The sequence below is a fragment of the Actinomadura violacea genome (assembly GCF_017573465.1).
Taxonomy (GTDB): domain Bacteria; phylum Actinomycetota; class Actinomycetes; order Streptosporangiales; family Streptosporangiaceae; genus Spirillospora; species Spirillospora violacea.
Map to the genome: position 1 here is coordinate 242331 of NZ_JAGEPF010000017.1, position 13498 is coordinate 255828.

Below are 13498 nucleotides of genomic sequence, written 5' to 3' on the forward strand. Positions count from 1 at the left end.
GCACTACCTCACGACCACCACGCAAGAGAGGCGAGGCAATGACCGATCACAGCCCCCAGGCGGGCCCCGTATCTACAAGGACACATTCACATGACCGACCACAGGCAGGCTCCCGCTACCGCTCGTAGCGACGACCATACGGCCGACCTCGCAAGCAACCTCTACGAACACATCCGCCAGCTCAACCTCGCCACGGCCGGCCCTCCGAGCCTCACCCTCCCCGGCACCGCGTACACCATCCTGGGCAACCTCAGCGCAGCCACCTACGGCCTCGATCAGGTCCTCGACCAGATCAACCGCTTCTTCCTCCGGGAGCTGCAAGCCGACCGTCTCGGCCACGACCAGGCCGAAGACCTCGCCGACGTCCTGAGCCGCCACGGCCAAGCTCTAGCCGAAGCCAGACAGCACGCCCGAGCCCTCTGCGCGGCGCTCAGCGACGCCCAAGCGACCATCAACGCAGTCCACGGACGCGAAACGCCCCCAATCATCGAGGGCGAAACCCTCGTGGACGACGCCGGCGTGGCGGCGGCGGCGAACGACTTCCCCAGACCGATCACCGATCTGACGCTCCTCGCACCACCTCCCACCGGCGTACGGAACCGCTTCATCCACAGTCACCGCCCGAACACCCCGGAGGCCTGAGCATGGAGCCGATGACCCACGAGGAGCTCGCCGCCCTCCCCACCACAACGACCATCGAGACCGCCGCCCGAGCCCTCGGCCTCGGCCGAACCCGCGCCTACCAACTGGCCCGCGAAGACCGCTTCCCCTGCAAGGTCATCCGCATAGGCACCACCTATCGAGTGGTCACCGCCGACCTCCAACGCCTCGTGGCTGGCGCTGGTGACCGACCCTTCTAGACATGCGATTCCGGTGTGATCCGTAGACTGCGCGAGCAGGGTGAGGAGACTGCCCCAAATGAGCATCGGGACCGCCGCGGCGGCATTGCCGATGCTGCGGGCCCTCACCGCCGGGAAGGCCGGACGGTCCCAGAGCCGCCCAAACAGCCCGCGCACGTGGCACACGCCCTCGTAACCTCCAGGGCCGCCGGCACCGCAGCCGCTGGCCGAGCCAGCTGGAGGGCGGCGGGTGCAACTCGAACGACTACAGCCGCTGCCTCATTGATCTCGGCGAGCGACGACACCACTGATCCAAAAGGATGCATATCTCTCTGCATACCGTGGCCTGTCGCAGTGAGGTGCCGAGGCTCGTCCACCTCGGGGGCGGCCGGAAGGCTGAATATGGTGTACTGCCCAACTTTCGTTTCGATGTCCGGACTGTCCGAAGAAGCTGGCATAGTCGTGGCATGGTGTCGGCCGCGAAGCTTCGGTTCGGTGAGGTCTATCGCTATGCGGCCTCCAAAGACCCCGTGCCCCCGGCGGTCGACGGGTTCCCGAACTTCCATCACATCACGCAAACCCCAGGTGCTCCCAGAGTGCAGTTGGAAAGCGGCATCGACGTGCCGGCCCTGTGCGAAGGAGCGGACGGGAAGCGTCGACCGGTAGTGCTGATCCGCTCCAGTCCCTGGAAGGCCGGCAGCGAACAGACACCTTGGCACGACGTCTTCGACTTGGACAACGGGCACCTTCACTACTTCGGTGATCACAAGGCCGAGATCGACAAGCCGTTGGGCGGAAGTCCCGGCAACCGTGCGCTCCTTGAAGAGCAGCCGCTCCACCAGGCCCTGTCCGAGGCGGGACGGGCGCGTGCCACACCGCTTCTGATTTTTCGCTCGGTGACCAGGAGGAACCGGGTCAAGGGGCATGTGGAGTTCTGCGGTCTCGGTGTCATCGAGCGGGCCGAACGTGTGGTCCAGCGGGATCGGCATGGCCAGGTCTTCGTGAACTATGTGTTCGACATAGCTCTCCTGGATCTGCGGCAAGAGGAGGAGTGCATCGACTGGGGCTGGATCAACGCGCGCAGGGACGGGTCGCTCACTTTGAAGGAGACCCATCGGCTCGCCCCCGAATCCTGGCGACGGTGGATCAAAGAAGGGCATGCGGCGCTTCCGAAGCTGCGGCGCAGGGTGGCCGCCAAAGCCGTTCACAAGACCCGTGACCAGCGTCCGCTTCCGGGCAGCCGACAGGAGCGTGACCTCAAGCAGATCTATGAGTTCTTCGACGGGCGCAAGCACGATTTCGAGCACTTGGCTGCCGCGGTCGCTGCGCGTGTGATTCGGGGAAAAGGGGCCGAGTACCGAGAAGGATGGCTCACTCGTCCCTCGGCCGACGGTGGTGCGGACTTCGTCGGGCGTCTCGACATTGGCTCAGGGACGGCGATCGCCAAGTTGATCGTCCTGGGTCAGGCCAAATGCGTGCTCCCGAACACGACGATCTCGGCCGACCAGGTCGCTAGAGTGGTCGCTCGTCTTCAGCGCGGCTGGATCGGAGTATTCGTCACCACTGGAGTCTTCTCTGAATCCGCGCAGGCTGAGATCGTCGAGGATCGCTATCCGATCATCCTGGTCAACGGATTGCTCCTTGCCGAGCAGCTTCGTCACATGGCCAACGAGAGCCACGCCGGTGACCTCGTCGAGTGCATGACGAAGTTGGTGAGCTCGTCCCCCGCAGAGGTCATGCACCGTCGTCCGGAGGAGATCCTGCTCTTCTGAAGAGTCTCACTTACTGTTTACACGAGCTCGTACCTGCTCTGCGATCTGCAGCGCCGCCTTATCGGGTTCATCGTGCTCCCAAAACCTCAAGACGAGCCAACCGGCTTCGAAGAACAAGCGATCCGTTTCGGCGTCGCGCTCGCGATTCCGCCGTACCTTTTCGGCCCAGTAGCCCGCGTTCGTCGCGGACTTGGTGTGATGCTGGGGACAGCCATGCCAGAAACAGCCATCCATGAAAACGGCTACCCTTGCCCGGGTGAACACAAGGTCCGCCGTTCGGCGGACGGCAGGAAGTGGTCGAGTGGAAACCCGATAACGTAGGCCGAGTGCGTGAACCGCGCGACGCAGAGCCAACTCCGGCTTCGTGTCGCGTCCTTTGTTAGCCTGCATACTCTTGCGCACGCCCGGACTCGAAGCCTTCGTGGGTCGCTGAACACTCACACGCTCACCATAGCCCCCGAGTAGGAAGACCCAGCTGGTCACGCCCAGGGGCGAGCTGGACGACGCCCAAGCCCTGGGCGATGTGGCGGGCCAGGGCGCGCCCCAAGGCGATGGGGACGGCGTTGCCGATCTGCCGCGCGATCTCTAGTTTTGGGCCACACCACTCGAAGGTGTCGGGGAAGCCCTGCAAGCGAGCCGCCTCCAGGTGACTTAGAGCGCGATCTTGTTCGGGGTGCAGGTAACGCCCCTTCTCTGGCTTGAAGAACTCCGTCCGGATCGTCACTGAGGGGCGATCCCACACGAGTCGCCCCATCACGTCTCCGGACCCTGATGTGTGTTTGATCCAGCAGGGTGCCTTGAGTTCGTCCGGAAGATTAAAGCGATTTCCCCCGTAAGGGATGCGCTGGAAGCGCTTCCGTGACAGTGTGGTGTAATTCCTTGTTATATGGAGTTCATGTGCCATGTATTTCCCGGGCACTTCTCTTCCAAAAACTTGGAGGGTTCGACCTGCGGGAAGTTCTGTGCGATGCTGAGGAATCTCTTCCGTGAGCCCGTCGAACGCTGACTTGACTGTCAGCCAGTCTGCCTCCGAAATCTTGGGTTCCGGAAGAGGGATCGGAGTAAGATCCTTGCGCGTCCCGATCACTATGGCCCGGCGGCGCAGTTGGGCGGCGCCGAAGTCGGTGGCCCGCAGGATACCGGGAGTGATTTCGTAGTCCTGCAGCCTGCCGCCATCCAATTCGGCTTTCAGGGCGTCGAATTGGCGCGTTTTTAGAAAACGATCAACATTCTCCAGCACGAAGACCTTGGGATGAACTTTCGTCAAAGTCTCCACATAGCGATCCCAGAGTTCGTTGCGCTCGTCGTCCTCGCGCTTCGCTCCCAGATTGGAAAAGCCTTGACAAGGAGGGCCGCCGATGACGATGTCGGCTGCAGGCGGCTCGCTCTTGAGCCACTCGGCGATGTCACCCCAGTAGACGTGATCCTCACCAAAGTTCGCTGCGTACGTCGCGGCTGCGAAAAGGTCCTGCTCGACCGCTGCGACTGGGGTGAACAGACCTGTCTCGCGGAACCCCTGTGACAGCCCTCCGCAACCCGCGAAGAGATCAATCACGCGAAGGGGGGCGGACTCATCGTCCGACTCACGAGAAGCGGCCATTGCGCCCTGATACCACCCTCCGTGAGTGACAGGAACCGAGAGTGATTGATCCTGTGCTCGGTCGAACTCGTGTTCGGATCGTACCTCCATGTGGCGGTCAAGATCGAGAGGCTTGCCCGAACACGCTCCGAGATGTTACCCGTGATCGCCCCCGTGGTTCGGCTTCACGGCTTGTAGGGGCGTATTCCTCCGGATCCGCGCCCATGGCCCTGTACGGCGCATGACCTGGTGCTCTGGCCATCTGCAGCAGGAGGGCCGGCGTCGGGTTGTTGGTCGCTGACCCCTCGATCGTCGAGCTGCTCCAAGTCGGACGGGCGTTGCCGGATGTCGGTGAAATGTCGGACGCTGTGCGTAATATTCGATGCCTGCCGTGCCTTGGGGGCCAGCCCGGGTGTCGCATCCTGGGCGAACCGGACGGATGGCGGGTCGCCTCGCGGCATGATTCGGAAGACTCTGGTCTTGAGGTCCGTCACTCGTTGAGGTTATTTGGCATCACCTGCGAAGCCAGCCGGTCGGCCTGGGGGAGGAGATCGTATGAACGACGCATTTGAGGGCAACTACGACACATTCAAGGCTCTCCTCGACTCCTTCCCGCCCACCGAGGTCGTCAAGAGGCTGGAGCAGTTCGGCATCCCCGCCGACGTCATCCAGCGCATCCAAGAGCGACACGAAGCAGAGACGATCAAGATCAAGGAGATGGAGGAGCCTCAGGCGGTGGTCCTGGGGAACCGCGACACGTGGTATACCGGGCCGCGACCTGGTGACCGATGCTGGCCCGCGGTGGTCGATCTGCTACGTAAGGACGGGTGGCCGAAAGACCCCGCCATCGACAGCCTGGACACCTCTTCGACCCGGGTCATGTCACTCCTGAACCACCCCCAGGAGAAGAGCTTTTCGACACGTGGCCTCGTCGTCGGATACGTCCAGTCGGGCAAGACGACCAACTTCACCGCCGTGATGGCCAAGGCCGCGGATCGGGGATACAAGTTGTTCATCGTCCTGGCGGGAGTCCACAACGGATTGCGGAGGCAGACACAGGCAAGGCTTGTGCAGCAGCTCGTGCAGCCCAACCCGTCGCGATGGTCGCAGTTGACCGACCTGGCCAAGGACTTCACGCCGACGGCCAACGCCGCCGCATTCTTCGGCAAGTCCAACAAGACCCACGTCCTCTGCGTGGTGAAGAAGAACAAGATCGTGCTCGAAAAACTCGCCGGCTGGCTCGACAGCGCTTCGGCCTACCTTCTGGATTGTCCGGCGCTGATCGTCGACGACGAGGCCGACCAGGCTACCGTCGCGACCAAATCGATCAACCCGCTGATCCGTGCGTTACTGGCGAGCCTCCCCAAGTCGGCCTATGTGGGATACACGGCCTCACCCTTCGCCAACCTCCTCATCGATCCCACGGCCAAGGACCTCTATCCCGAACACTTCATCGTGAATCTCCCGAAGCCGCACGGTCACTTCGGCACCGAGGTCCTGTTCGGCCGGTACGCCCTCGATGGCGAGGACCCTGAGGACGTCGATGACGGTTACGACATGATCCGCGAAGTCCCAAAGGAGGACGTCGAATGCCTCCGACCGCCCAGGCGTACCGAAGTAGAAGATTTCGCCCCGGAGATCACCGAGACGCTGCAGGACTCGATCGACTACTTCTGGCTGAGCACCGCCGCGCGGCGTGTTCGTGGCAGGGGCAACCCCCACGCCACGATGCTGATCCACACAAGCGTCAACACGGCCGTGCACAACAGCTTTAAGGCACCACTGGAGCATCTCCGCGCGCGGTTGAGGACCTCACTGAACGAGCCCTCCATCCTCGAGGGGCTCCGAGTTCTCTGGGACAAGGAGACGGCGAGGGTTCCCGCTGGGGACTTCGGGGAGACGAAGGTCGAGTTCGATGATCTGGTTGGGGAACTGCCTGGCGTCCTGGACGACTGCCGCATCATCATGGACAACTCCAGCAGCGACGATCGACTGGACTATGAGAACGGACCGATCGTGGCGATCGCGGTCGGAGGGAACACGCTCTCCCGCGGCCTCACTCTTGAGGGACTCTCGGTCAGCTTCTTCGTTCGTGCTGTGTCCGCATACGACACGCTGCTCCAGATGGGGCGCTGGTTCGGCTACCGCAATGGTTACGCTGACTTGCCGCGGATCTGGATGACGGCCGAACTCAAGGACTGGTTCAGGCATCTCGCCACTGTTGAGACCGAGATGCGGCGCGACATCGACGTCTACATGACCGAGGACAAGGATCCGCTCACCTTTGCCGTCCGGATCCGAACCCACCCGGCCCTGCGGGTCACGCAGGCGGCCAAGATGAAAGACGCCGTCACGGCGGCCTCATCGTACGGCGGCCAACGTGTGCAGACACGCTATTTCCGGACAGACGAGGACTGGCTGCGGGAGAACCAGCAAGCAGCGAGGGGGCTCGTTGCAAGCGCCGTTCAACACGCGGCGAGGCGGGAGGACCGGCCGGAGGCGGGCCGGTTTGTATTCCGCGATGTCCCGTACAACGACGTCATCGACTTCCTCAAGAGCTACCAGTTCCACCCGAAGTCTCAGGAGTGTAACTCTCGCCTGCTCGTCGGCTACATCGAGAAACGCGCGCACAACGCAGGGTCGCTGCGTAGGTGGAATATCGCCATCGTCGGCAACCCTGTCACTTCCGACGAGGAGACCTTTGAGTTCGCTCCGGGAGTCTCGGTCGGGCGGATCACTCGTGCGCGCCTCATCACATCGGAGTTGGATTACGCCGACATCAAGACCTTGATGAGCCGCAGGGACGCCGCGATCGACTTGGCCGGCGAGACGTCCAAGCTACAAGAGAAGGAGATCACCGACGAGCGGCGCCGGCAGTTGCCTGACACCGGTCTGCTGGTGCTCTACCCGATCGACAAGGTCTCCCAGCCCAGTCCCGCCAAGAAGACGCGTACGGCACTCGACGTCCCCGAACACGTCGTCGGTGTGGGTCTGGTGTTCCCGCTCCCCCAAGGCAAGGACAGTGCCGTGGAGGACTACATCTCCGCGGACCTCTCCGGGATCGAGATCGAAGAGGAGGACTTCAGCGCCGTGGAGGCGGAGGACTCGGCATGAACGATTCTCTGAGGAAGCTCGTCGAGCGCCACTGGGTCGAGCTTGAGGCCGAGCCCGTCTCAGGGGAACGCAAGCTTCGTGTGGCGAACCTCCCCGGCGGCACCCGCTTGGCCGTCGCTGTGGACCATGAGGGGCATCGACACATCCTTGTCCCGGTCGGGAGCCACCAGAAGGTCCGCCGTGGCCTCGATGGGCCGGTCCTCCTTCTGCGCAAGCGCCCGCTCGAAGACTCGGAGAGCTATCAGCCGTACGCGGACCTGGCCTGCCTGCGTCCAGACCTCAACGACCTCTTCAGCGCCCTGTGCGCCGACGTCCTGGAGACGACCGAGTCCTTCGCCAGTACCTCCATCAAGGCCCTCTACCGTGTCCTGGACCGCTGGAAGGCGCTCTTCAGCGCTTCAGGCGCACCTCTCGGCCACGAGCAACTCGCCGGCCTCTTCGCCGAGTTAAAGGTCTTGGAGAAGCTGCTCCAGATCGACCCCAGCGCACATCGACTCTGGCGTGGGCCGTCGGGGCACCGCCACGACTTCACGTCGCTGACGCTGGCCGTCGAAGTAAAGGCGTCTCTGGCCGGGGGTGTCCGGCGTGCTCGCATCCATGGACTCGACCAGATGGATCCGCCACCGAACGGGGCGCTGTACCTCGCCTGGTACCGCCTGAGTCAAGACTCCACGCAGAGCGAGAGGTTCCTCGGCCTGGTCGATCGCATCCTTCGGCTCTGCGATGACGAGAGCGCGGTACTGACCCTGCTCGCAGAAGCCGGATATCGGATCGGCGATGCCGACCATTACCACGAAGTCCAATTCGTGATCAGTGAAGAGCGCTGGTACATCGCGGACTCCGCTTTCCCTGCCCTGCGAGAAAACGATCTGGTGACGACTGGCATCCCGATCAACGTCACGGACGTCACATACACGATCGATCTTTCAACGGAGCCACCGCACCCACAGGACAGCACCCACGTGAACGAGCACCTGAACGCCATGATCCAGGAGTCGCCGTGACCGACTTCTCCTGGTACTCCGAGCCCTTCCGTCCCGAAGGCGGAAGCGTGGCCGAAGGAATTCGCAAGCAACTCGGTCGTCCAGACCTTGATCTGCTGACGATCCTCGTGAGGGAGTCGGCACAGAACAGCTGGGACGCCCGGCTCGTGGATCACGGCGGGCCTGTGGACTACCGGATCGACCTTCGGACGGTCGGCCCTGCCCACCGCACCATCTGGAGGGAACTCCTCTCGAAGGGCGCTCCTCTTCCCGCCCACCTCCCGCTCCGAGAAGCTCTGAATCGCCCGACCATCCGGCTCATGTCGATCTCCGACCGGGGCACCAGCGGGCTGGGCGGGCCGACACGGGCCGACAAGGCCGTCACCAAGGATCTGGACTTCGTCTCCTTCGTCCGTAACATCGGCGCACCGCGCGATAGGGCACTCGGCGGAGGAACATATGGGTTCGGCAAGGGCATCTTCTATCGGGTCTCCAAGCCCGGCACGATCCTGCTGCACACTCGATGTCGTGTTGACGGCCGACTGGAAACGCGCCTGATTGGCTGCGCTCTCTGGGAGAACTACATCACCGAGGACGCCACTGGGGAACGGCCGTACACTGGCCGCCATTGGTGGGGTGATACTTCAGGCGATGTCGTCGAGCCGTTGATCGGGGATGCCGCAGACATGATGGCGAAGCGACTTGGGCTTGAGGCGTTCGCGCCGGGTGAGACGGGCACCACGGTCGTCATGCTCGACCCGTCCTTGGAAGGTCGGGAACCGACGAAGGCCGCCGACTATCTGGCCGAGACGATCGCCTGGCACCTGTGGCCGAAGATGCTAGATGCCGCCAGCGGCGCTCCGGCCATGCGCTTCTCGGTGACCTGTGACGGGATCGAGCATCCTGTGCCCGATCCGCGAGAGACCCGTCCGCTCAACCTGTTCGTCGCCGCGTACGAGAAGATGAAGGGGCAGCAGCGTAAGAGGCTCAAATGTCACAGGCCGAAGAAGGATCTCGGTGACCTCGGCCTGGTGAAGAGGGTCGTCCCGCCCTTCGAGGCCACCGACGCCTCAAGAATGGCGGGCATCGAGAACATGGTCCATCACGTCTGCCTCATGCGGCCTGCCGAACTCGTGGTCACCTATAGGCCAGGTCCGAAGCCGCCTAGCGAATTCCAGTCCTACGCCGGAGTCTTCCGCGGCGTTGATGAGATGGACGAGGTGTACGCTGCGGCCGAACCGCCGACCCATGACGCATGGAACCCCCAGTCCCTGGAGCATCCTGCGAGAACCTTCGTGAACACCACGTTCCTACGGATCTCCGATGAGCTCAACGGCCTGCTGGAATTGGGGGGAAACGTCCGTCCGGGCGCGGCGAACATCGCCCTCGGCGCGGCCAGCGCGAGGTTCGCATCCTTGCTCGGGGGCACGTGGGGGACCGGCGGCGCGACGGACTACGGCAAGCCTGGAGACACGAGGACGCCACCGACGGATTTCGATACCCGCCCCAGGGACACCGAGCCGACCGGACCATCCGCGGGCGGCGGTGCACAGGCCGGCGTCGGTCCTGTGGTTCCCCCAGAGGGAACGCTGGGCACGGGCGGCGACACGGGTCTAGGGGGTGAGGGCGACCGTGATCCTGCTGCCAGCGGTCCGGGGACCGGTGGGAACGATTTCGGAGAGACAGGAGCGGGCGCCGCGGGCAGGGGAGCAGGTGTAGGCCCGGTCCGGCGACCGCGAGTGGAATACGTGAGCGAACCGTACCTCGATGAACGATCCGAGGCTGCGGTCTTGATCCAGGAATTCCGGTTGCCTGTCCCAGGCGCCCAACGGGTGGGAATCGACCTCGCGGTGGCAATCACCGGCGCCGGCCGCGAGAGCGAACCGCCGCTCGGGGCCGCGATGCCCGGGCTGGTCGGCTGGGAGGACGAGGCCGGAAACCTGTTCGGTACCCCGACGTACGTCATCGAAGGCGGAGACGGGGCGATCTGGCGCGCGGTCGTGCGGCCGGCCCCGGACACGATGACCGAGATCGAAGTGCTAGTCGAAGCGGTCAACCGATGAAACGACTAGCACTCCCGTATCGCGTCCCTGCAGCCGATGTTGTGCAGGCTGAGGCATGGAGGCTCATCACGGAGGATGGCGAACTGGAGCTGCCGGAGGCGCTGCCTCACTGGGACTACCAGATGGACCTTCGGCTTCGCCGTTCCGTCCGTGTCGATCTCGACCGGGCTCACGCTGGCTCCGCGCTCGCCTCGGACGTTCCGCTCACGCTCGCGGCGGTCTGGACCTCCACTGGCTCCAACCTGCGCGGGCCCGCGCAGCGGATGCCCATTGAAGGATCCGGCATGGTTCCGGTCGAGTTCGATTTCCATCTGCGTGGCACAGAACTGGGTGGGGTCCTAAAACTGGACACGGCTTTGGTGCTGGCCGAAGAGAGGTCGAATGGGGCGTTCGCCGCGCCGCGGCGCGCGGGGTCGGTTCTCTGGAGCGACCGCCGATCGCTACGGCTGCAAGGGGACGCGGCGCTGTTCCCCATGGCGGTGATCGACTTCGGGAAAACCTCGTTTCCCGACCGTGCGGCATGGCACTTGCAGATCGGCGATAATTTGGAAGCGGCGACTATGGGCTCGTTGCTCCTTTTGATCAACGAGCGGAATGAGGTCGCGGCTACCGCGTTCAAGAACGCGGGCAACCCACGGCCCATCGACAAGGTCGTCTTGTCGGCCATCTATGGGGATGCGGCTCGCATCATGATCGAGAACGCGCTCCGCCACCACGAGTTGGGTGACGATGTCTCTTTTGGAGAGGACACCCTCGGGTCAACGCTCACGAGGTTGTGCAGCACGCTCTTTCCAGGGGACTCCATCAACGAGCTTCGGTTACGTCGGGACCAGTCCCCGAGCCTCTTCGCCTCGGAACTCCAGGCGGCTGTGAAGATCTGGGAGGTGGTGTGATGAGCTTCCTCTACCCTCGGCTCCTTGCGGGAGAGGCGCGACCTCTGTATGAGCGGTATCGGAACCTGAAGATCCATCAGCTGGCAGAACTCGCCGCTACGAGCCACGACTCCGCGGTTTACGTCGCCACGGGCGGCGACCGGATCTCCGAGCAGATGCTACGGGAGTTGCGAGAACAGGTCGTCGGTCTGGCGCAGCAGGCTGGGTTCCCCGGGAAGCTCAACCACGAGTTCCGAGGGGACTTCGACCTTCGTCTCGCGGCTGTCCTGCATTCGGGGATGGGTGTCGTCCCAGCCGAGGCCTCCTCCGGTGACGTCTGGGCGTTCCTGGCACTCGTGCTCTTGCCCGATGTGGCGTACTGGAGGTATCCGCGTTGGCCAGGGGACCGGGTGCTCGGCACCGACCTCACTCGACACGTGTTCGGGCGTATGTGGTGGAGGGCTCAACTCGTTCACGTCGCGGACGATCCCGAACCCTATGCGGCCCTCAGAGTTCTGGGCGAGGACGCCTTCGATCAGATCTACACGCGCCGGAAGGCGCTTGGTGGCAGCCCTCACCTTGTTAGGGCCATCCTGCGCGTCTGGACTGAACTCGATCTACGCTCGCTCAAGGAGCGTGATGTCTTCCGGAACTTCCTGATGCGTCTGCTCCGCCTTGGGCCCTTCATGTTGTTCGAGGCGCTCGATGAGCAATCACTCGACGCCGAACTGCGCGTTGCTGCCAGAGAGACCGTGCAAGCTCTGCTGAGTGCGGCTGGGGCCACGGATGAGGAACGCGAGCACAAGCTCAGGGAAGTCTTCGCCGGTGCGCGGTCATTCGTGGCTGCCCCACAGAACGGCCAGGGAGACGAGCTGGAGTCCGCTGCCGACCGCGCGTCTCCCAGCTTGGCGCCTCAACCGGTGGAGGTGGAGTCGGAAAGCACCTCCTTGCTGGCGGGAGGCGAGCGCGAATCCACCACCAAATTCCAGCCGTACACGTCCTACAACGGGCCAGGTTTCGGGGATCCTCGTGAGATCGGTCTACACGCCTGCGCGGAGTCGCTCGTGGCCGTGGTCGAGGCCGAAGGCCCGGTGAAGGCCACGCGTGTGTACCGGATCATCACGCAACTCGCGGACACCCGGCTGTGTGAAGCCGTGACCTCCGCGTTGGTTCAGGCGACCAGGTACGCGTTGCGGAGAGGGATGCTTCAGGTCGAAGGACAACGCGGGCGAGGCGAATTCTCCGGATCCACGCTTCGGGTCCCCGGTCAGCCGGACTGGATACTGCGAGTGCGAGGACCGCGCAAGGGCGAGGAGATTCCGGATCGCGAGATCGTTGCGGCGGCTGGCCTGATTCAGGCATCCGAGCCGACGATGGACCTCGACATCCTGGCCAAGAAGACGTCTCTGCTGTTCGGGTACGAGGAGATCGGCGACAACTTCAAGGAGACCCTGGTTCAGGCCCTCGAGAGGCACTCCAGCACTCCAGGTGTAGATCGCGATCTTCATGGTTGAGTGGGCTTGTGGGCGGTAGTGGCTGGGATCGAGGCCTTGTGACGGCGTCGCCAGTGGGACCAGTCGAGCCGATGAGCCCGGCTGTGGCCGGGCCGGATGACGAGCGCGGCGAACAGGCGTTGGATCTCGTTGCAGGTGAGTGGTACCAGCTCGTCCGATCTCGGGTGGCGTGCATGTTCGTCGGCGCGGACGACGGTGAGGAAGGCGTGGGCGAGCATGGTGAGGGTGACCCAGCGGTGCCAGGACGTCAAGCCTCTGACCTGGTGTTCGTCGAGTCCGGCCGGACCCTTGCCGGACTGGAAGGTCTCCTCGACCCTCCATCTGTGTCCGGTGACCCGCACCAGGGTAGGCAGCGGAACCCGGGTGGCTGAGTAGCAGCGGCAGAAGGCCAGTTCACCGGTGCGCCGGTTGCGGCGGACGAGGAGTTGGTGGTGGCCGGGGTGGTCGTCGGCGATGTCGGCCACCGCCAGGATGTGATGACGCCGACGTCCAGTGCGCGGCCGATCATGCAGGCGGCGAGGGCGGGCTTGGTGGCGAAGGCGACGCTGTCGGGGATCCCGGCGGCCGGCGGCGACCCACATCCTCGGTCCAGGAACGCGGGATATGAAGCTCCCGGTCGATCGCGGCGTGCCTGAGCGGCGTGCCTGAGCGGCGTGCCTGAGCGGCGTGCCTGAGCGGCGTGCCTGAGCGGCGTGCCTGAGCGGCGTGCCTGAGCGGCGTGCCTGAGCGGCGTGCCTGAGCGGCGTGCCTGAGCGGCGTGCC

General features: G+C 64.1%; 11 protein-coding genes. 8 read left to right on the top strand and 3 right to left on the bottom strand.

Annotation, left to right across the window (positions count from 1 at the left end; all coding sequences use genetic code 11):
- The first annotated feature begins 90 nt into the window (after positions 1-90).
- The 3 genes from J4709_RS28045 (at position 91) to J4709_RS28055 (ending at position 2611) form a co-directional block, all read left to right on the top strand.
- The gene (locus tag J4709_RS28045; RefSeq protein WP_208244787.1) at positions 91-642 is read left to right on the top strand and encodes a hypothetical protein; all 552 of its coding nucleotides are present in this window, start codon (positions 91-93) and stop codon (positions 640-642) included.
- An 11-nt stretch (positions 643-653) separates the two neighbouring features.
- The gene (locus tag J4709_RS28050; RefSeq protein WP_208244788.1) at positions 654-860 is read left to right on the top strand and encodes a helix-turn-helix domain-containing protein; all 207 of its coding nucleotides are present in this window, start codon (positions 654-656) and stop codon (positions 858-860) included.
- Between the two features lie 446 nt (positions 861-1306).
- On the top strand, positions 1307-2611 hold the full coding sequence (locus J4709_RS28055) for a restriction endonuclease (protein WP_208244789.1): 1305 nt from the start codon (positions 1307-1309) through the stop codon (positions 2609-2611).
- A 6-nt stretch (positions 2612-2617) separates the two neighbouring features.
- Here the strand turns inward: J4709_RS28055 and J4709_RS28060 are convergent, their stop codons facing one another.
- The gene (locus J4709_RS28060; RefSeq protein WP_372442161.1) at positions 2618-3052 is read right to left on the bottom strand and encodes a very short patch repair endonuclease; all 435 of its coding nucleotides are present in this window, start codon (positions 3050-3052) and stop codon (positions 2618-2620) included.
- 4 nt (positions 3053-3056) lie between these two features.
- The gene (locus J4709_RS28065; RefSeq protein WP_208244790.1) at positions 3057-4211 is read right to left on the bottom strand and encodes a DNA cytosine methyltransferase; all 1155 of its coding nucleotides are present in this window, start codon (positions 4209-4211) and stop codon (positions 3057-3059) included.
- A gap of 534 nt (positions 4212-4745) precedes the next feature.
- Here J4709_RS28065 and J4709_RS28070 point away from each other — a divergent pair.
- The 5 genes from J4709_RS28070 to J4709_RS28090 are packed head-to-tail and all read left to right on the top strand — an operon-like array spanning position 4746 to position 12736.
- Positions 4746-7304 (top strand): Z1 domain-containing protein, encoded by a 2559-nt coding sequence (locus J4709_RS28070; RefSeq protein ID WP_208244791.1) that lies wholly within the window; start codon positions 4746-4748, stop codon positions 7302-7304.
- Positions 7301-8308, top strand: coding sequence for a PD-(D/E)XK motif protein (locus tag J4709_RS28075; RefSeq protein ID WP_208244792.1), 1008 nt, complete (start codon positions 7301-7303; stop codon positions 8306-8308). The genes J4709_RS28070 and J4709_RS28075 overlap by 4 nt, the downstream gene beginning before the upstream one ends.
- Positions 8305-10350, top strand: a complete 2046-nt coding sequence (locus tag J4709_RS28080; RefSeq protein WP_208244793.1) for a hypothetical protein — start codon at positions 8305-8307, stop codon at positions 10348-10350. Before J4709_RS28075 ends, J4709_RS28080 begins: the two co-directional genes overlap by 4 nt.
- Positions 10347-11243, top strand: coding sequence for a hypothetical protein (locus J4709_RS53680; RefSeq protein WP_232384137.1), 897 nt, complete (start codon positions 10347-10349; stop codon positions 11241-11243). The genes J4709_RS28080 and J4709_RS53680 overlap by 4 nt, the downstream gene beginning before the upstream one ends.
- Positions 11243-12736 (top strand): DUF6339 family protein, encoded by a 1494-nt coding sequence (locus tag J4709_RS28090; protein WP_208244794.1) that lies wholly within the window; start codon positions 11243-11245, stop codon positions 12734-12736. The genes J4709_RS53680 and J4709_RS28090 overlap by 1 nt, the downstream gene beginning before the upstream one ends.
- Here the strand turns inward: J4709_RS28090 and J4709_RS28095 are convergent.
- On the bottom strand, positions 12727-13317 hold the full coding sequence (locus J4709_RS28095) for a transposase (RefSeq protein ID WP_208244795.1): 591 nt from the start codon (positions 13315-13317) through the stop codon (positions 12727-12729). The two genes, J4709_RS28090 and J4709_RS28095, sit on opposite strands and share 10 nt — an antisense overlap.
- Positions 13318-13498: the final 181 nt, after the last annotated feature.

What these genes read in the sequence shown, in the direction of transcription:
- J4709_RS28045 (WP_208244787.1), top strand. Translation starts at nt 91, where the DNA reads ATGACCGACCACAGGCAGGCTCCCGCTACCGCTCGTAGCGACGACCAT.
- J4709_RS28050 (WP_208244788.1), top strand. Translation starts at nt 654, where the DNA reads ATGACCCACGAGGAGCTCGCCGCCCTCCCCACCACAACGACCATCGAG.
- J4709_RS28055 (WP_208244789.1), top strand. Translation starts at nt 1,307, where the DNA reads ATGGTGTCGGCCGCGAAGCTTCGGTTCGGTGAGGTCTATCGCTATGCG.
- J4709_RS28065 (WP_208244790.1), bottom strand. Translation starts at nt 4,211, where the DNA reads ATGGCCGCTTCTCGTGAGTCGGACGATGAGTCCGCCCCCCTTCGCGTG.
- J4709_RS28070 (WP_208244791.1), top strand. Translation starts at nt 4,746, where the DNA reads ATGAACGACGCATTTGAGGGCAACTACGACACATTCAAGGCTCTCCTC.
- J4709_RS28075 (WP_208244792.1), top strand. Translation starts at nt 7,301, where the DNA reads ATGAACGATTCTCTGAGGAAGCTCGTCGAGCGCCACTGGGTCGAGCTT.
- J4709_RS53680 (WP_232384137.1), top strand. Translation starts at nt 10,347, where the DNA reads ATGAAACGACTAGCACTCCCGTATCGCGTCCCTGCAGCCGATGTTGTG.
- J4709_RS28090 (WP_208244794.1), top strand. Translation starts at nt 11,243, where the DNA reads ATGAGCTTCCTCTACCCTCGGCTCCTTGCGGGAGAGGCGCGACCTCTG.
- J4709_RS28095 (WP_208244795.1), bottom strand. Translation starts at nt 13,317, where the DNA reads ATGTGGGTCGCCGCCGGCCGCCGGGATCCCCGACAGCGTCGCCTTCGC.